General features: G+C 68.9%; 14 protein-coding genes. 7 read left to right on the top strand and 7 right to left on the bottom strand.

Annotated elements, in window-relative coordinates; all coding sequences use genetic code 11:
- Positions 1 to 81 precede the first annotated feature (81 nt).
- Positions 82 to 465 carry a SpoIIAA family protein gene (locus LQ771_RS07555; protein WP_231351734.1) on the top strand — a complete coding sequence of 128 codons (384 nt, stop codon included), beginning with the start codon at positions 82 to 84 and terminating at the stop codon, positions 463 to 465.
- A 328-nt stretch (positions 466 to 793) separates the two neighbouring features.
- Complete coding sequence (gene asnB / locus LQ771_RS07550) at positions 794 to 2,482, top strand: asparagine synthase B (protein ID WP_231351733.1); 1,689 nt, start codon at positions 794 to 796, stop codon at positions 2,480 to 2,482.
- Positions 2,483 to 2,510: 28 nt separating this feature from the next.
- Here the strand turns inward: asnB and LQ771_RS07545 are convergent, their stop codons facing one another.
- A complete protein-coding gene (locus tag LQ771_RS07545; protein WP_231351732.1) occupies positions 2,511 to 2,870 on the bottom strand; it encodes a response regulator transcription factor in 360 nt (119 codons plus the stop codon).
- A gap of 1 nt (position 2,871) precedes the next feature.
- A complete protein-coding gene (locus LQ771_RS07540; protein ID WP_231351731.1) occupies positions 2,872 to 4,278 on the bottom strand; it encodes an RAD55 family ATPase in 1,407 nt (468 codons plus the stop codon).
- 406 nt (positions 4,279 to 4,684) lie between these two features.
- On the opposite strand from LQ771_RS07540, the gene LQ771_RS07535 reads away from it, so the two are divergent.
- Positions 4,685 to 6,097 carry a tyrosinase family protein gene (locus LQ771_RS07535; RefSeq protein WP_231351730.1) on the top strand — a complete coding sequence of 471 codons (1,413 nt, stop codon included), beginning with the start codon at positions 4,685 to 4,687 and terminating at the stop codon, positions 6,095 to 6,097.
- Between the two features lie 51 nt (positions 6,098 to 6,148).
- Here the strand turns inward: LQ771_RS07535 and LQ771_RS07530 are convergent, their stop codons facing one another.
- Positions 6,149 to 6,949, bottom strand: coding sequence for a glucose 1-dehydrogenase (locus LQ771_RS07530; RefSeq protein ID WP_231351729.1), 801 nt, complete (start codon positions 6,947 to 6,949; stop codon positions 6,149 to 6,151).
- Positions 6,950 to 7,089: 140 nt separating this feature from the next.
- On the opposite strand from LQ771_RS07530, the gene LQ771_RS07525 reads away from it, so the two are divergent.
- Positions 7,090 to 7,863 (top strand): CPBP family intramembrane glutamic endopeptidase, encoded by a 774-nt coding sequence (locus LQ771_RS07525; protein ID WP_231351728.1) that lies wholly within the window; start codon positions 7,090 to 7,092, stop codon positions 7,861 to 7,863.
- Positions 7,864 to 7,979: 116 nt separating this feature from the next.
- Here the strand turns inward: LQ771_RS07525 and LQ771_RS07520 are convergent, their stop codons facing one another.
- The 3 genes from LQ771_RS07520 to scpC form a co-directional block, all read right to left on the bottom strand.
- Entirely contained in the window at positions 7,980 to 9,014 is a 1,035-nt protein-coding gene (locus LQ771_RS07520; protein ID WP_231351727.1) for an NADP-dependent oxidoreductase, read from the bottom strand.
- A 178-nt stretch (positions 9,015 to 9,192) separates the two neighbouring features.
- Entirely contained in the window at positions 9,193 to 9,744 is a 552-nt protein-coding gene (locus tag LQ771_RS07515) for a flavodoxin domain-containing protein (RefSeq protein WP_231351726.1), read from the bottom strand.
- Between the two features lie 137 nt (positions 9,745 to 9,881).
- Positions 9,882 to 11,405 carry a succinyl-CoA:acetate CoA-transferase ScpC gene (gene scpC / locus LQ771_RS07510; protein WP_231351725.1) on the bottom strand — a complete coding sequence of 508 codons (1,524 nt, stop codon included), beginning with the start codon at positions 11,403 to 11,405 and terminating at the stop codon, positions 9,882 to 9,884.
- Positions 11,406 to 11,719: 314 nt separating this feature from the next.
- On the opposite strand from scpC, the gene LQ771_RS07505 reads away from it, so the two are divergent.
- From LQ771_RS07505 to LQ771_RS07495, 3 genes are all read left to right on the top strand, one after another.
- Positions 11,720 to 13,198: an ATPase domain-containing protein gene (locus LQ771_RS07505; RefSeq protein WP_231351872.1), complete on the top strand. Its 1,479-nt coding sequence runs from the start codon at positions 11,720 to 11,722 to the stop codon at positions 13,196 to 13,198.
- Positions 13,195 to 15,225 carry a hybrid sensor histidine kinase/response regulator gene (locus LQ771_RS07500; protein ID WP_231351724.1) on the top strand — a complete coding sequence of 677 codons (2,031 nt, stop codon included), beginning with the start codon at positions 13,195 to 13,197 and terminating at the stop codon, positions 15,223 to 15,225. Before LQ771_RS07505 ends, LQ771_RS07500 begins: the two co-directional genes overlap by 4 nt.
- 73 nt (positions 15,226 to 15,298) lie before the next feature.
- On the top strand, positions 15,299 to 16,300 hold the full coding sequence (locus LQ771_RS07495; protein WP_231351723.1) for a sensor histidine kinase: 1,002 nt from the start codon (positions 15,299 to 15,301) through the stop codon (positions 16,298 to 16,300).
- 558 nt (positions 16,301 to 16,858) lie between these two features.
- On the opposite strand, the gene LQ771_RS07490 is transcribed toward LQ771_RS07495, so the two are convergent.
- The gene (locus tag LQ771_RS07490) at positions 16,859 to 17,221 is read right to left on the bottom strand and encodes a GYD domain-containing protein (protein WP_231351722.1); all 363 of its coding nucleotides are present in this window, start codon (positions 17,219 to 17,221) and stop codon (positions 16,859 to 16,861) included.
- Positions 17,222 to 17,403 lie beyond the last annotated feature (182 nt).

Raw genomic sequence — 17,403 nt, 5'->3', positions numbered from 1 at the left:
CGAGGGGGCTTTCACGCACCCAAGCTTGCATAGCCGCGCCCGCCGCGCTTGGATGGGGGTCCGACCACGCGGAGACCCCCCATGATCGAGCAGATGACCGACCTCCCCGCCGGCGCGCTGGGTTTCACCGCGCGCGGCAAGGTGACCGCGGCCGACTACGAGAACGTGTTCGTGCCGGACGTGGAGGCAGCCTTCGCGCTCAATCGCAAGTTGCGGCTGCTCTACCACGTCGGTCCGGACTTCACCGGCTTCGATCCGGGTGCCATGTGGGACGACACCAAGCTGGGCTTCCGCCACTGGAGCGGCTGGGAGCGCATCGCGCTGGTGACCGACGTCAACTGGTTGCGGCTGGTGGCCCGCACCATGGGCTTCACCGTGCCCGGCGAGTTCCGCCTGTACCGCAACGAGCAGCTGGCCGAGGCCAAGGCCTGGGTCAGCGAATCGTTCCGCGAACACCACGCCTGACGGGCGCAGACCCGCTTGCGCGCCTGATCGAAACCTGCTCAACTCGCGCCATGTCCATGCCGACCGCCCGCTTCATCATCGCCCCCGCGCCCTGCGCGGCGCGTGCGTGGCCGGCCCTGAACAATCGCTCGAACAATAATCGTCGCCTGCACAAGGGGGCCGGCGCGTAGCCGCAAGTTCGAGCAAAAACTACGCGACGAAGGCCCGCCCCGTGCGGGCCTTCGTCGTTTTCGGGCACGTGACCGGAGGTTGCGTGCCTTGTCAGGAGTGCGGGCACGCGTGCCCGCCTTGGCTCTCGCGACCGAGGACGATCGCAAAGGAGAACATCATGTGCGGAATTTTCGGAATGTTCGACCTGGCGCCGGGCGACGACCTGGCCGCGCTGCGCCGGCAGGCGCTGGAGTTGTCCCAGCGCCAGCGGCATCGCGGGCCGGACTGGTCCGGCGTGTTCGTCGATGCGGGCGCGATCCTCGTGCACGAGCGCCTGGCCATCGTCGACCCGGCCAGCGGCGCGCAGCCGCTGCGCTCGCGCGATGGCACGCTGGCGCTGGCGGTCAACGGCGAGATCTACAACCACGGCGAACTGCGTCTGGGCAGCGGCTACGACTTCACCACCGGTTCCGATTGCGAGGTGATCAACGCGCTCTATCGCGAAGGCGGCGACCCGGCCGCGTGGATCGCCCGCCTCAACGGCATCTTTGCCTTCGCCCTGTGGGACGGCGCCGCGCACCGTTACCTCCTCGCGCGCGACCCGCTCGGCGTCTGCCCGCTGTACTGGGGCCACGACGCGGCCGGGCGGTTGTGCGCGGCTTCCGAGATGAAGGCGCTGGCAGGCGTGTGCGCCGACGTGGCGGTGTTCCCGCCGGGCCACGTGTTTGACAGCGCCACCGGCGAGCTGCGTCGCTACTACGAGCGTCCCTGGCGTGCCTACGGGGCAGTGCAGGGCAGGGCGCCGGGCGACCTGCGCGTGGCACTGGAACAGGCGGTCCAGCGCCAGTTGATGTCCGACGTCCCGTACGGCGTGCTGCTCTCCGGCGGGCTGGATTCCTCGCTGGTGGCGGCCTGCGCCGCGCGCTTCGCCCGCGAACGCGTCGAGGATGGTGGACAGAGCGAAGCCTGGTGGCCGCGCCTGCATTCCTTCGCCATCGGCCTGGAAGGCTCGCCGGACCTGGCCGCCGCGCAACTGGCCGCAGAGGCCCTGGGCACCGTGCACCACGGCTTCGTCTACACCTTCTGGGAAGGGCTGGACGTGCTGCCGGAGGTGATCCGCCACATCGAAAGCTACGACGTCACCACCGTGCGCGCCTCCACGCCGATGTTCCTGCTGGCGCGGCGCATCAAGGCGATGGGCGTGAAGATGGTGCTCTCGGGCGAGGGCTCCGACGAACTGTTCGGCGGCTACCTCTACTTCCACAAGGCGCCCTCGGCCGAAGCCTTCCACGAGGAAACCGTACGCAAGCTCGATGCCTTGCACCGCTACGACTGCCTGCGCGCGAACAAGGCGATGATGGCCTGGGGCGTGGAGGCGCGGGTGCCGTTCCTTGACCTGGCGTTTGTCGAGGCGGCAATGGGTTTCGACGCGCGCCACAAGATGGCCGGCCAGGGCCGCATTGAAAAGGCGGTACTGCGCGAAGCCTTCGCCGGCGCGCTGCCCGAGGCCATCCTGTGGCGTCAGAAGGAGCAGTTCAGCGACGGCGTGGGCTACGGCTGGATCGACGGGCTCAAGGCGCACGCCGGGCAGGCGGTGAGCGACCGCGAGTTCGCCGCCGCGGGCGCGCGCTGGCCGCACAACACGCCGGCGACCAAGGAGGCCTATCTCTATCGCGCGCTGTTCGAGAAGTTCTTCCCCGGCGAGGCTTGCGCGGCGACGGTGCCCGGCGGCAAGTCGATCGCCTGCTCCTCGTCCGCGGCACTGGCGTGGGACCCGTCCTTCGCCGGACGCGCCGATCCTTCGGGACGTGCGGTGGAGGGTATCCATGCGCAGGCGCTGTCGCCCGCATCCCTCGCCACCATGTAGGCAGGTGGCCGACGCGGCCGACGGGCGCCTAGCGCCCCTGCTGCATGCGGAACGCCTCGACCAGGGCCAGCAACGCGCGCGTGCCGTAAGGCTTGGCCAGGTAGGCGTCGTAGCCGGGCTGGCGGGGCAGGTGGTCTTCGGGAATGGCCGTGGTGAGGATGATGGGCCGGTCGTAGTCGGCCAGGCGCAGGCGCTCGATCATCTCCAGGCCGCTCAGGCACGGCATCATGAAATCGGTGACGATGAGTTCCGGCATTTCCTGCAGCGCGATCTCCAGGCCCTCGTACCCGTCGGAGGCGACGGTCACGTGGTAACCCGCCTCCTCCAGCACGGTGGCGGCCACGAGCGAGACATCGGGTTCATCCTCGACCAGCAGTACCCGCAGCATGTCAGCCTGCTTCCGCGCAGGTGGCCGCGCGTGGGTCGGGCCCGAACGCGATGCCGCTTGCGTTGACGTGGAACTCGTGGGTGCGCGGATCGAAGTCGCTGTCGCGCAGCTTGATCACCGACAGGTAGCGCCGGAACGCATTGGCGCGCCGCCCGGTATTGAGCAGCAGCACGTTGTCCACCATCGCGGAGAGCTCGTCGCTGGGCATCCTTGCCTGGTCGAGCTCCAGCTCGGGGATCTCCGAGGTGTAGACGGCGCTGGCGCCGATAGCTCCCAGTTGCATGCTCAGCGCGTGGATCACGTAAGGCAGGCGATTGCGGATCACCAGGCTGTCGCGGATCGCCACCAGTCCGTCGACGAAGACGCGTTTGACCTTGCGCGCACGGGTGCGGTTGACGACGTCCTGCACCAGTTCGTCGACGATGTTCTCCGCCGGCGGCAGCCACTGGATCTCCAGGTGACCCTGGTTGACCGGCGTGTCCAGGTCCAGGCCGATGCTGCGTGCCTTCTGGAGGAGGTGCGCGGGCGTCTCGTAGAAGCCGAGCATCAGCCCGGGTTCCTGCGCGTTGCACAGGGACAGGTAGTGCAGACCCAGCGTGGTCTTGCCCGCGCCGGTCGGGCCCACCAGCAGCGTGGCCGATCCGGCCGGCAGTCCGCCATTCAGGAGCGTGTCCAGCCCGGCGTGCCCGCTGGCAACGCGATGGTCCTCGGCGCGCGCGGCCGGTGCCGCTTGCAGTGCGCTCTCGGCACGCGGGAAGACCGCGATGCCCTGCTCGGTGATGCGCACGCGGTGCTTGCCCGGTAGGATCGCCGCGCCGCGATGCTTGCGGACCTGGATTGTGCGGTAGGCGCGAAAACCGTGGGTCTCGTCGCTCATCTCGATCCAGCCGTCGACCATGGTGTGTTCGGGGCAACTGGAGTCGCGGTTCTGGTGGGTGAGCATCACCAGCACGGCATCGGCCATGCCGGCGACGCCCTGCAGCGCATGGATGAAGGCGCGGAACTCCTGCTCGGACGCCACCGACTGCGCCACGAAGGTGCCATCGAGCACCATCGCCGAAGCACGGTGCCGCTTGAGCTCGTGCTGCACCAGCTTGAGCAGCCCGGGCAGTCCTTCGCGCTCGAGCACGCCGTAGCCGCTGATGTACTGCATGGCATCAGGTAGCGCGCTGCCCTCGAAAAAGCCCATCTGGCTGACGTAGGCGAGCATCCGCGAGCTGGATTCGGCCAGCAGCGTCATGTAGATCGCACGGCCGCCCGCACGAACGTGGGCGTAGCAGAACTGGTTGGCCAGGATCGTCTTGCCGGCGCCGGGCGGCCCCTGGACGATGTAGGCCGAGCCGCGGAGAAAACCGCCATCGGTCAGCTGGTCGAGCCCCTCGATGCCGGTCGAGAATTTTTCGATCACGTTCCCCTCCACGTCGGACCCGCCGGACGGCGTGTGGCCGCCGTGCCGGTAACAGCAAGCCGTGGATGGTAGCGGTTGGCGGCCGTTTATGAAAAACCGCCGATTCATTCCACACCGTCGGGCCTGCCACGGCATGGGCCCTGGAGGCGGGGTGTGGGCCTGCGGAACGCGGCCTTGACTGCCCATTGACGCAGGCCGCTATTCACTGCCACCGCCCCCGAAGGCAGGAGCCCGGGCGAGAGTGAACGGCAGTGTGCGGCAAAGAGGCCCGGCTGCCGTTTTTGCTTGTCTCACGCCCGAAGCACAGACGTTGATGCGTGTCACAGGCCTCGTCCCACGATCGTCACGCCCACCTGGATGTCGTGCCGGGGCGGTCGCGAGGCCTAAGGTCTCCACGGAGAAGATCATGATTTCCAGAAGGCGTTTCATTCAGTCTTCGCTTTCGCTGGCGCTGGTTCCGCTGTTGCCGCGGGTGGCCTTTTCCGCCTCCCTGAGCGTGCGGCCCAGCTGGCCGGTGTTCTGCCTCAGCCCCCAGTTGCAGTCCCTCTGCAATGCCGTCGCCGCGATGAAGGCACTCAAGGATGTCACCAGCCCGAACAGCTGGAACTACTGGGCCGAGACGCATCGGGCGAACTGTCCCCATGGCCAGGCGTACTTCCTGGCGTGGCACCGCGGTTTCATCCATCGCTTCGAAGCGAAGGTGCGGGAGATTTCCGGTGATGCCAGCCTGGTGCTGCCGTACTGGAACTACTACGACTCGCCGACCGTACCGTCCGAATTCCTGGATCCCTACTCGCCGCTGTATCGCGGCGACCGCACCGGCAGCGACGTCAGCGGGGCGCTCAGCTACGACGCTTTCGCCGACACCGTCATCCGCTTCCAGCGCGGCAGGACCAATGCGTTCGAAGCCATCCTGGAGACGCGTCCGCACAACCGCGTACACAACCTGGTCGGCGGCGCGCTGTCCTCGATCAGCATCTCGCCCCGGGATCCGTTGTTCTGGGTGCACCACGCCAACATCGACCGGCTCTGGGTCGCCTGGCTCAAGGCCGGCGGCGGACGCAAGGAACCCCTGACCACCAACACCTACTGGTCGGGCAACTTCTCTTACGGCACGGCCGTGGATGGCATGCCGCGCGTATGGACCGCCGATACCACGACCTACCTCGGCTACCAGTACGACAACGAAACCATGCCAAGCCAGTCGACCAGCGCCGCGCGGGCCGCCGGTGCGCTGGCCATGACTGCCGCGCCGATGCGTCCCGCCACCCGCGTGAGCGTGCCGTTCGGCAAGTCGCGCGCGCTGTCGCTCGATGAGCAGTCGCTCAATGTCGATGTGGGTCTCAGCGCGACCGATGCCGCCCGCGTGCGTTCGCTCATGCTGCAGCCGGCCGCGACCGGTTCGACGGCGGACGGCCCGGTGCGAGTCGTCCTCGATGGCGTGCACCTGACCGGCCTTGGCCAGAAGGGCGGCTACTTCTACAACGTCTATCTCAACCTGCCCGCGCAGCCCGGTACGGGCAAGGCCGCCGGCGCCTATCTGCTCGGTTCGGTGGGGCCGTTCGAGATCAGCGTGGCACGGATGAAGGCGAGCATGAAGGGTATGCAGGGCATGGCGGACATGCCAGCTCCGGCGGCCTCGCCGGGCCACGGCGCGCGGCTGGTATTCCCGGCCACCGAGGTGCTGCAGAGGATCTGGCCGGACAGCCTGGACAAACTCAGCGTCTCCTTCGTGCGGGTCGACGGCAGCAGGCACCCGACCAGGGGCGTGGTGATGAAGGTCGACGCATTCCGCGTCGAAGCCGACCCGTCGATGTGACCACCGGGGTGACCACCGGGCGCGCCGGCCATCCGGCGCGCCCGGCACCCGTCAGGCGTACTGCATCTTCACCGTCATGCCGCCATCGATCACGAAGCGCTGCCCGGTGACGAACGCCGATTGCGCGGACAGCAGGTAGACGGCCAGCGCGCCGATGTCCCGTGGCGTACCGACGCGCCCGGCCGGATGCTGCGCGTGGTCCCTGCGGCTGAGCTTCGGCGCGTGGCGCGCGGCGGGTTTCTGCCACGCGTCGGTGGCGATCCAGCCAGGCAGGATCGCATTCACCCGCACCGATGGACCGGCGCTGATCGCCAGTGCGTGGGTGAAGGCCAGCATGCCGCCCTTGCTCGCCGCGTAGGCTTCGGTGTCCGGTTCGGACTGCAGCGCGCGGGTCGACGCGATGTTGACGATCGCGCCGTCGGTTTCGGCCAGCGCGGGCAGGGCGTGCTTGCTGCACAGGAACGTGCCGGTGAGGTTGGTGGCGAGGTAGCGGTTCCAGTCGGCCAGCGACAGCGAGGCCAGCGGTGCGCGGTGAGGGTCGGCCAGGCCGGCGTTGTTGACCAGTCCGTCGATGCGCCCGAAGCGTGCAAGCGCCGCCTGCACCCAGCGCCGCACGCTGCCCTCGCGCGCAACGTCCAGCGGTGTGAAGGCGGCCCGTTCGCCCACGTTCCACTCGGCCAGGCAGGCGCGGCCGGCCTCCCGGTCCAGGTCGCCGATCAACACCCGCCCGCCCGCGCCCAGCACCGCCTGCGCGATGCCGCGCCCGATGCCCTGGGCGCCGCCGGTGACCAGCACTACGCGGTCCTGGAGTGGCTGGGCGTCGTAGTCGTCGATGGCGGGAGCGTGGGTCATGGGAAGTCCTCGCAGGGATGGATCCAGCGGTATGCGGAAGCCTGTGGCCGCAGCCGTGACGCGGCCGTCGCGTGCAGCCGGCCCCGGCATCGCCGTATTACCATGCCGCGCCGCCGTGTACTCGGCTTTCGGGGGGAGTCATGAAACGAGCCATAGCCATCCTCGCCTGGCTGCTCGGCTTTGCCGTGCTCGACCTTTACGTCAACCTCGTGCCACGGCTGGTGGGGGTGGCGGTGCCCGTGTGGTTGACCTACGTCGCCGGGTTCTTCGTGCTGTTGTTCGTGGTGTGCCGCTTTGGACTGGGGCTCGACCGCATGGCGTCGCTGGGCGTGGACCGGCCTCGTGGCTGGGCGCGCTGCCTGTGGGCCGGCTTCGCCATCGGCTTCGGTATCTGGGCGTTGAAGAACGCCGTATTCCTCGCGATGGGCAAGTTCGAGCTCGTCGGCTGGCGCGACGCCGCCTTCGCGCTGCCGCTGCTGGGCACGGCGCTGTTTTCCATGTTCCTGGCGTCGGCGATCAACGACCTGATGATCCGCGGCTATGGCCTGGCGTTCTGCCGCCGCTTCGAACTGCTGCGCTGGTATGCGCTCCTGACGGTGTTGGTCTACGCGCTGGACGACGCCTGGAACGAGGGCATCGACCCGGGCAACATGGTGTTCTCCGCCGTGCTTGGCCTCTCGCTGGCCTGGAGCGTGATCAAGACGGGCACGCTGTGGATGAGCATCGGCATCCACTGGGGCGGCAATGTCTGCTATCGGCTGATGTCCGGTTTCGACGGCCAGGGCGTACCGCGCCTGGACCACGTCATCGACGCCGCCCGCTTCGACTACGCCGCCGTGGCCATCACCGCCCTGATGTTCCCGCTGGTGGTGCTGGCTGCCCGATGGACCACAGGGGAAGGCGCCCGGCGCTGACACCCATGCCCCTGCTGCCGTGGTAGTCCATGGTGGGGGGATGCTGCTGGGAGCCGCCGCAGGGGAACATCGTCCGCGAGTGGGCTTCCGCAGGCAGAAGGCCAGACCAACCTTGCTCACTCGCCGTCGAGGCGGACCACCAGCTTGCCGAAGTTTCGCCCCTGCAGCATGCCGATGAACGCCTGCGGTGCATTCTCCAGGCCGTCGACGACATCCTCGCGGTACTTGATCTTTCCCTGTCGTACCCATTCACCCATGGCCGCCAGGAATTCGCCGTAGCGGGAGCCGTAGTCCTCGAAAATGATGAAGCCCTGCATCCGGATGCGCCTGGTCAGCAAGGTGCGCATGAGCAGGCCCATGCGATCGGGGCCGGGCGGCAGGCCGGTGTCGTTGTACTGCGCGACCAGCCCGCACAGCGGCACGCGCGCCCGGGTGTTGAGCAACGGCAGCACCGCATCGAACACCGCGCCGCCGACGTTCTCGAAGTACACGTCGATGCCCTGGCGGCAGGCGGCCTCCAGTTGCTGGGGAAAATCCTCGGCGCGGTGGTCGGCGCAGGCATCGAAGCCCAGTTCGTCCACCACGTAACCGCACTTCTCGCCGCCGCCGGCGATACCCACCACGTGGCAGCCCTTGAGCTTGGCGATCTGGCCCACCACCGATCCCACCGCGCCGCTCGCCGCGGCCACCACCACCGTCTCGCCTGGCTTGGGCTCGCCGATGTCCAGCAGCCCCATGTAAGCCGTGAAGCCCGGCATGCCCAGCACGCCGAGCGCCAGCGAGGGACGTGCCATGCCCGGGTCCAGCCGGTGCAGGCCCTGGCCGCCCGACAACGCGTAGTCCTGCCAGCCACCGTAGGCCAGCACCAGGTCGCCGGCCTGCCAGTCCGGATGCCGGGAGGCCAGCACCCGCGCCACCGTGCCGCCGACCATCACGTCGCCCACCGCCACCGGCGCGGCATAGGACTCCGCGTCGCTCATGCGCCCGCGCATGTAGGGATCGAGCGAGAGATAGATGTTGCGCAGCAGCAGCTCGCCGTCGCCGGGGTCCGGGACTGGCCGCTCGGCCAGCGCGAAGTTGGCCGCGGTCGGCGCACCGACGGGGCGCGAAGCCAGGGTGACCTGGCGGTTGATGCGGGCAGGGGATGTCATGGCGGACCCACGTTGGCCTTGGGGATCGCACACCTTCGGACATGCGCCGTGGCGCCGGCGTGCAAAGTTGCCGCAGGCGCATTCCGCGTGCGTGCCAGACCAGCCACAGCCACGTCAGTTGGTTTGCCCTGCAGGAGCGCACCTGTGCGCGACCGCCATGCCCCGGTCGCCCGCAACCCTACAGGCCCACCGGATGCGCCGGACGCATGTCCCGGACCAACCATGCGTCCACTTGCCGGTGCCACTCGGCCAGCGCGTCGGCGTCCTCGTCGTCCACTTCCACGGTAGGGAACCCGGCCTGGGCGCCGCTGATCTGCAGCCAGGCGTGCAGGCGTCGTCCGAAGCCGCAGAACTCGCGGTAGCAGCGGTCACCGAGCGACAACAGGCCGTAATGCAGTCCACTCAGCGCGGCGGGTGTGCCCATGCGTTCACAGAACGCCTGCGCCATGTCCGGTGGATCGCCGTCGTAGGTGGTGCTGACGACCAGCAGTGCGCGCGGACGGGCGGCTAGCACTTCGGGTGTCAAGGCGTCGAACTCCAGCAACTGCACGGCCACGCCGGCGCGCCGCAGGCGTGCCGCGGTGTCACGCGCGTGGTGTTCGGCCACGCCGGTCTGGGTGGCGTAGGCGAGCAACAGCGACGGCCCGGGTGACGGTTCCTCCGCGGGCCGGGCGATCGCGATCCACGGCGGCGAAACCGCCGCACTCGCGGCGGCGATCCGCAGACTCACGCGTGAAATCCAGCCCATGCCACAAGGCTAGCGCCCGGGTTCCCCCGGCGCGCTGACCTGGGTCAGCCGGCGCGCTCCAGCCACCGCTTGCGGCCTTGCGACCGCCGCTCCGATCGCCCTGCGGACCCGAACCTACCCTAGGCTGGAAGGCGCATCGTGCCCGTGTCGATATAACGCTGGTGCCAGGACAACGCCTCGGTGAGCAACGAAGGCGATTGCTGCCCGTACGAATGCGCCCGCGCCCGTTCGAAATAGTCGGCCAGCGCCGGGCGGTAATCCGGATGCGCGCAGCGGTCGATGATCAGGCGCGCGCGCTGCTTGGGCGACAGCCCGCGCAGGTCGGCCAGCCCCTGCTCGGTCACGAGCACTTGCACGTCCTGCGGGATGTGATCGACGTGGCTGGCCTGCGGCACGATCGCCGAGATGCGCCCGTCCTTGGCCGTGGAAGGCGTCATGAAGATCGAGATGTAGGCGTTGCGCGCGAAGTCGCCCGAGCCGCCGATGCCGTTCTGGATGCGCGAGCCCATCACGTGGGTGGAGTTGACGGCACCGTAGATGTCCGCCTCGATCAGCCCGTTCATGGCCAGGCAGCCGAGCCGGCGGATCACCTCCGGGTGATTGCTGATCTCCTGCGGCCGCAACAGGATGCGCTCGCGATAGCGCGCCACATCGGCATTGAACGCGGCCGCCGCCTCGGGACTCAGCGAGAAGCCGGTGGCCGAGATCACGCCCAGCCGGCCGGCGGCCAGCAGGTCGAGCATGCCGTCCTGGATCACTTCGGTGTACGCATTCATGCGCTCGAACGGACTGTCCAGCAACCCGCCGAGCACGGCGTTGGGGATGTTGCCCACACCCGACTGGATCGGCAGCAGCGCCGCCGGCAGGCGCCCGACCTTGACCTCGTGGCGCAGGAACTCGAGCAGGTGGCCGGCAATCGCGCGGGCGGCCGCGTCCGGCGCCTTGAACGGCAGGTTGCGGTCGGGCGCGTCGGTCTCCACCACCGCGACCACCTTGTCCGGATCACAGCGGAGGTAGGGCTCGCCAATGCGGTCGCCGGGCCGCACGATCGGGATCGGTACGCGGTTCGGCGGCAGCGCCGTGCCGTAGTAGATGTCGTGCATGCCCTCGAGCGCCGCGCTCTGCCAGCGGTTGACCTCCACGATCACCTGGCGCGCCTGGTCGATCCAGGTCTTGTTGTTGCCCACCGAGGAAGAGGGGATGAGTGCGCCATCGGCCGTGATGCCGCTGACTTCGATCACCGCCGTATCCAGCGGCCCCAGGAACCCCTGCCAGGCCATCGGCGCGACCTGGCTCAGGTGCAGGTCGAAGTACTCCATCCGGCCGGAGTTGATCTGCTCGCGCACCAGCGGGTCGGAGTTGTAGGGCAGGCGGAACTCGATGCCCTCGGCACGTGCCAGCGCGCCATCCAGCTCTGGCCCGGTCGATGCGCCCGTCCACACCCGCACCTGGAACGGTCGCCCGGCCGCGTGCTCGGCCTCGATGCGCGCGGCCAGTGCCATCGGCACCGCCTTGGGGTAGCCCGAACCGGTGAAGCCGCTCATGCCCACGGTGCTGTGCGGGGCGATGAAACGGGCGGCCGCTTCGGCCCCCATCACCTTCCCGCGCAAGCGCGCGCACCCGATCCGCTGCCCCTGGCTCATCTGGCCCTTCCCTTCCGCTTGTCAGTCTCCCGGGCAAGGCTACGCTGCCGTGCGCGGTGGAGACGTGTGTGCGACCAAGGGCCGCGCATGGACTTCCTTGTGGGCAAAGGCCACGGGCGCGATTACCATGCGGCGGCTTCGCGGCGCGAAGGCGTCGGCGGAGCCTTCCCCTGAACCGGACCGGCAGCGCCCCGACCCCAGCCGAACCGCCTGTCCCCGCGGGTTCAGGTCCGTCGCGCCGCCTTTCGGCGGTCTGTGGTAACAACACCGTTTCTTGACAAAATTGTGCGACAGGTGACGATTTGAACGACCGTATGATGGAGCAGGCCTCCCTTGGCGTGGCCGGGCTCGACGATGTCCTGAGCGGCGGCCTGACCCGGGGCTGCCTGTTCCTGCTGGAGGGTAGCCCGGGTACGGGCAAGACCACCCTGGGGTTGCAGTTCCTGCTCGCCGGCCGCGAGGCCGGCGAGCGGGTGCTCTACGTGACCATGTCCGAAACCGAGCAAGAGCTGCGCAACACCGCCGCTTCGCATGGCTGGTCGCTCGACGGCGTGGAGATTTTCGAACTGGTGCCGCCGGAAAACCTGCTGGACGAGGCCCAGCAGCAGAGCCTGCTGTACTCCTCCGACCTCGAGCTGGGCGAGACTACCAGCCGCATTTTCGAGGCGTTCGAGCGGCTGAACCCCGACCGGGTGGTGCTGGACAGCCTGGCGGAGATCCGGTTGCTGGCGCAGGGGTCCCTGCGCTACCGCCGCCAGGTGCTTTCGCTCAAGCACTATTTCGCGCGCACCCATGCCACGGTGCTGATGCTGGACGACCTGACCAGCGAGACCAACGACAAGACCGTGCACAGCGTGGCGCATGGCGTGCTGCGCCTGGAGGAGCTCTCGCCCGACTACGGCGCCGAGCGCCGGCGCCTGCGCGTGATCAAGTACCGGGGGCGGCAGTACCGCGGTGGCTACCACGATTTCGCCATTCGCAAGGGCGGTGTGCAGGTATTCCCGCGGCTGGTGTCCGGCGAGCACGGCGAATACTTCGTGCGCGACCGGCTGCCATGCCCGTCGCCCCAGTTCAGCGCCTTGCTCGGCGGCGGGATCGAGCGTGGCTCCAGCGTGCTGGTACTCGGTCCGGCCGGCACCGGCAAGTCGTTGCTCGTGCTCTCCTTCGCCGTCAGCGCGGTCGCGCGTGGCGAGCGCGCCGCTCTGTTCATCTTCGACGAGGAAAAGGCGCTCTTCATCCAGCGCGCGCTGGGCGTGGGCATCGACGTGCAGCAGATGATCGACAGCAACCAGCTGATCATCGAGCAGGTCGACGCCGCGCAGATGACGCCCGGGGAGTTCTCCAGCCGCGTGCGCGAGCACGTGGAAAAGGGGGTGCGCACCGTGGCGATCGACAGCCTCAACGGCTACCAGGCGGCCATGCCCCAGGAGCAGGCGCTGGTGCTGCACATCCACGAGCTGCTGCAGTTCCTCAACCGCAGCGCGATCACCACCTACCTGACCGTGGCCCAGCACGGCCTGGTCGGGGACATGAGGACGCCGGTGGACGTGACCTACCTTGCCGACACGGTCATCCTGCTGCGCTATTTCGAGGCGCTGGGACGGGTGCGGCGCGCGATCTCCGTGGTAAAGAAACGCGCCGGTGCGCATGAGGACACCATCCGCGAGTACCGCATCGATCGCGGCGGGTTCCTGCTGGGCGAGCCCTTGACCCAGTTCCAGGGGGTGCTGCGCGGCGTTCCCAACATCTCCGCGGACGATGCACGCGATCGCCTGCTGCCGGACCGACCGTGATCCCACACCTTTCCGAGCGCGCCCTCGTCCTGGCGCCCCACGGCCGCGATGCGCAGGTGGCCGCAGCAATCCTGGCCGAGGCGCGGATCCGTTCCGTCGCTTCGCCCTCGATCGAGGCGCTGGTGGCCGGCATGGCCGCCGGCGCCGGCTTCGCGGTGGTGACCGAGGAAAGCCTGCTGGAGGCCGACCTGCAGCCGCTCTCGGCCTGGCTGGAAGCACAGCCGGAGTGGTCCGACTTTCCGTTCATCCTGGTCACGCGCCGCGGCGGCATCGAGCGCAACCCGGGCTCCGCGCGCCTGCTCGCGGTGCTGGGCAACGTCACCTTCCTGGAACGACCCTTCCATCCGACCACGCTGGTGAGCCTTGCACAGTCGGCTTTGCGCGGTCGCCGCCGCCAATACGAGGCGCGAGCCCGCCTGGCCGAGCTGCACGACAGCGAGCAGCGTTTCCGCGCTGCCGTCCGGGCCGTGCAGGGCGTGCTGTGGACCAACAATGCGCAGGGCGAGATGGATGGCGAGCAGCCTGCCTGGGCGAACCTGACGGGCCAGGACGCGGCCGCCTACCGGGGACTGGGTTGGGTCAACGCCTTACACCCGGACGACGTGCAGCCGACCCTCGATGCCTGGCACGCCGCGCGCGAGGAACGGCGCATGTTCAAGTTCGAGCATCGCGTACGCACGCGGGAGGGCGGCTGGCTGATCTTCAGCGTGCGGGCCATTCCCACGTTCGACCGCTACGGGCACATCCGTGAGTGGGTGGGCGTCCATACCGACGTGACCGACCAGCGCGCCACCGAACAGTCCCTGCGCGAACTGACCGCCACGCTGGAGCAACGCGTGATCGAGGAGTCGGCCGCCCGCGAGGACGCGCTGGCCAAGCTGCACGAGGCGCAGAAGCTGGAAACCATTGGCCAGCTGACCGGCGGCGTGGCGCACGACTTCAACAACCTGCTGATGCCCATCACGGGCACCCTGGACATGCTGCATCGACGCGTCGGCGATGCCGACCCGCGCGCGGCCCGCCTGATCACCGGCGCCCTGCAATCGGCCGAGCGGGCCAAGATCCTGGTGCAGCGCCTGCTCGGTTTCGCGCGTCGGCAAACCCTGCAGACGCAGCCGGTGGAACTGGCGCACCTGCTCGAAGGCATGCACGACCTGATCAAGAGCTCGGTCGGTTCCACCATCATGGTGCGCACGGATTTCCCCGACAACCTGCCGCGGGTCCTGGCCGATCCGCATCAGCTGGAGCTGGCGATCCTCAACCTCTGCGTCAACGCCCGCGACGCCATGCCCGGCGGCGGCACGCTCACGATCGAGCTGGCCCGGATGGACGAAAGCAGCGCCGGACCGGAGCAGCACTCTCCCGGTGGCTACGTCCGCATGGCCGTCACCGACACGGGCGTGGGCATGGATCGGGAAACCCTGGCGCGCGCGGTCGAACCGTTCTTCTCCACCAAGGAAACCGGCCGAGGTACCGGCCTGGGGCTTTCCATGGTCCATGGCCTGGCCGGCCAGCTCGGCGGGCACTTTGCGATCGACAGCACGCCGGGCGTGGGCACGCGGGTGGCGCTGTGGCTGCCGGTAACCGCGGGCGCGCCGGTCGCGCTCAAACGCGACGCCGGCCGCGTACCGCCGCCGCAGCGGCCGCTCGACCTGATGCTGGTCGACGACGAGCAACTGGTTCGCGAAGGCACCGCGGCGATGCTGCGCGAACTGGGCCATCGGGTGGTCGAAGCCAGCAGCGCGGGCGAGGCGCTGGACAAGCTGCGCGAAGGGCTGCACGTGGACCTGATGGTCACCGACTACAAGATGCCGCGCATGGACGGCGCGGAGTTCGCGCGGCGCCTGCGTGCCTCCCGTCCGGACCTGCCGGTGCTGCTGATCACAGGTTACAGCGGCGATGCCGAAGGCACCCAGGGCCTCACGCGGCTGGGCAAGCCCTTCCGCCAGGCCGACATCGCCCTGGCCATCGAGCAACTCGTGCACGTCCAGCCGACGAAAGAGGTGGGTGCCAGGGCAATGCGTTGATTCTTCACGGTTTGTGCGCGCAGGCTTAACGTCAAGGTCTCAAGTCTTGCATTCGGGGTGGGGGTGCGGACGGATGGAAAGCCTGATCATCGCGGTACTGTCCAGGAAGCGGCCTCCCGCCGTCCTCGGCTATCTCGTATCCATCGCGCTGGTGCTTGCCGTTGCCTGGCTCGAGCACCTCTTTCCCTCCGCACTGCACCGCTACCTGCCGTTCCTGCTGGTGGTGTTCTTCGTGGCGTTGTTCTTCGGTCGCCCGCAGGGCCTTCTGGCAACATTGGTCAGCGCCGCGCTCGGCGACGGCGTTCCCGATTTCATGTTCACCGGCCGGGTGCCCGGGCCGGAAGAGGCGCTTTTCCTGGTGCTCTTCCTTGTGGTTGGCTCGGCCATGGCGCTGCTGATCGAGTCGCTGCGCTCGGTCGTCTGCAAGCTGATGGAGACCCAGGCCGAAACCTCGTTGCTGCTGGACGAACTGGCCCACCGCACGCGCAACGACCTGATGATGGTCGCCTCGGTGCTCGGGCTGCAGGCGATGCGCCAGACCGACCCGCATGCGCGCTCCGCGCTCGAGTCGGCGGTGGCGCGCGTGCGGGTGATTGCCGAGGCCCAGGAACGCCTGCGCAAATCCGGCAAGCACGGCAAGGTCGAAGTGGCCAGCTACCTGCGCGCGCTCGGCCACGGCCTGGCCGAACTGCTGCGCGACGTTCGCCCCATCACGGTGCGGGTGGAGGCCAGCCCCATGGACTTGGACGCCTCGGTAGCCGTGTCCATCGGGCTGATGACCAACGAACTGGTCACCAACGCGTTCAAGTACGCCTTCCCCGAGGGCCGGGGCGGCACAGTCCAGATCGTGCTTGAACGCGCCGGCGAGGGCATCGTCCTCAGCGTGCGGGACGACGGCATCGGTGCGCCGCCTGCGCGCAGGGACGGCCTGGGCACGCGCCTGGTGCGGCTGCTCGCGTCGCACCTGGGCGGCAGGGTCGAACCCGTGACCGTCGCGCAGGGCCACCGCGTCGACGTGCGGCTGCCGGTCAAGCCTGCCGCCGCGACCCCGGCGGTCAGCGCCCCCTCGTCATGAGGCGATGCCGGGTGAAGGCCGGACTCGCCCCAAGCCACCCGCCGCTCTCACGTCGACAGAGGGCCGCGGAGAGGGGCGGCTCGCCTAACGATCTGCTCCCTCTCCCCGTCGGGGAAAGGGCAGGGGTGAGGGCGGGCTCGCCTCAAACGACCTGCTCCCTCTCCCCGTCGGGAGAGGGCCGGGGTGAGGGCGGGCTCGCCTCAAACGATCTGCTCCCTCTCCCCGTCGGGGAGAGGACCGGGGTGAGGGGCCGGGGCTCGCCTCAAACGACGTGCTCCCTCTCCCCGTCGGGGAGAGGGCCGGGGTGAGGGGCCGGGGCTCGCCTCAAACGACCTGCTCCCTCTCCCCGTCGGGGAGAGGGCCGGGGTGAGGGGCCGGGGCTCGCCCGAAACCTCCCGAGAAAGGCCTAAGACCGTCGCCGCCGCCCCCGCAACCAGCGCCGGCAAGTACACGCTCGCAGGCAGGCCGGCGCAGGTTGTGCGGGTAGCGGCCGTGGCCGGCAGAACACCTGCGAGACCGGGGGCAATCCCGTGCGCGGCCCCATGCCCGGCCGCACGCTCAGTGCGCCTGTTGCGTCGTCGGCGCACGCTCCGCCTGCATCGGCCCGCGGAAACCGCCGGCCACCGACGCGGCCCGGCTGAAGGCCTCGCTCATCGCCGGCCCCGGAATCGCCAGCACCGTCTTGAGGTCCGTCACCCCGCCGGCAGCCTCGGCCACGATGGAAGAAACCGCCACGCCCTCGTCGGGTCCTTCGGAAATGATCAGGAAGTCGTACTCGCCAAAGGTCATGTAGTACCCAAGCAACTTGCCGCCACTGGCGGCAAACAGCTTCTCCACTTCCTTGGAACGGTCCTGCGGATGACCCACCATGCTGCGGATGGCCTCCGGCGTATAGCGGCCCTGGGTGATGAAGGTAGGCATGGTCGTGCTCCTCGTGGGTGGGGGAGCTGATGCTCCTACCCGTGGGCGAGGGGCTTTTGATGCAGGTCAAACACCCACGTCCATGGAACGCTCGCTGGCCTGGCGCCGCCGGCTCCCTCTACATCAGGACCAGTCAGACAACACCGCACGGCGTCTCAGCTTGCGAGATATGCATATTTCAG

The organism is Frateuria soli (assembly GCF_021117385.1).
GTDB classification, from domain to species: Bacteria; Pseudomonadota; Gammaproteobacteria; order Xanthomonadales; family Rhodanobacteraceae; genus Frateuria_A; species Frateuria_A soli.
Note: the sequence above shows the minus strand (reverse complement) of the source record. Positions and strands in the feature narration are given on the sequence as shown.

Excerpts from the sequence above, each read along its gene's own strand:
- LQ771_RS07520 (WP_231351727.1), bottom strand. The coding sequence starts at position 9,014 with ATGACATCCCCTGCCCGCATCAACCGCCAGGTCACCCTGGCTTCGCGC.
- asnB (WP_231351733.1), top strand. The coding sequence starts at position 794 with ATGTGCGGAATTTTCGGAATGTTCGACCTGGCGCCGGGCGACGACCTG.
- LQ771_RS07495 (WP_231351723.1), top strand. The coding sequence starts at position 15,299 with ATGGAAAGCCTGATCATCGCGGTACTGTCCAGGAAGCGGCCTCCCGCC.
- LQ771_RS07505 (WP_231351872.1), top strand. The coding sequence starts at position 11,720 with ATGATGGAGCAGGCCTCCCTTGGCGTGGCCGGGCTCGACGATGTCCTG.
- scpC (WP_231351725.1), bottom strand. The coding sequence starts at position 11,405 with ATGAGCCAGGGGCAGCGGATCGGGTGCGCGCGCTTGCGCGGGAAGGTG.
- LQ771_RS07490 (WP_231351722.1), bottom strand. The coding sequence starts at position 17,221 with ATGCCTACCTTCATCACCCAGGGCCGCTATACGCCGGAGGCCATCCGC.
- LQ771_RS07535 (WP_231351730.1), top strand. The coding sequence starts at position 4,685 with ATGATTTCCAGAAGGCGTTTCATTCAGTCTTCGCTTTCGCTGGCGCTG.
- LQ771_RS07525 (WP_231351728.1), top strand. The coding sequence starts at position 7,090 with ATGAAACGAGCCATAGCCATCCTCGCCTGGCTGCTCGGCTTTGCCGTG.
- LQ771_RS07555 (WP_231351734.1), top strand. The coding sequence starts at position 82 with ATGATCGAGCAGATGACCGACCTCCCCGCCGGCGCGCTGGGTTTCACC.
- LQ771_RS07530 (WP_231351729.1), bottom strand. The coding sequence starts at position 6,949 with ATGACCCACGCTCCCGCCATCGACGACTACGACGCCCAGCCACTCCAG.
- LQ771_RS07545 (WP_231351732.1), bottom strand. The coding sequence starts at position 2,870 with ATGCTGCGGGTACTGCTGGTCGAGGATGAACCCGATGTCTCGCTCGTG.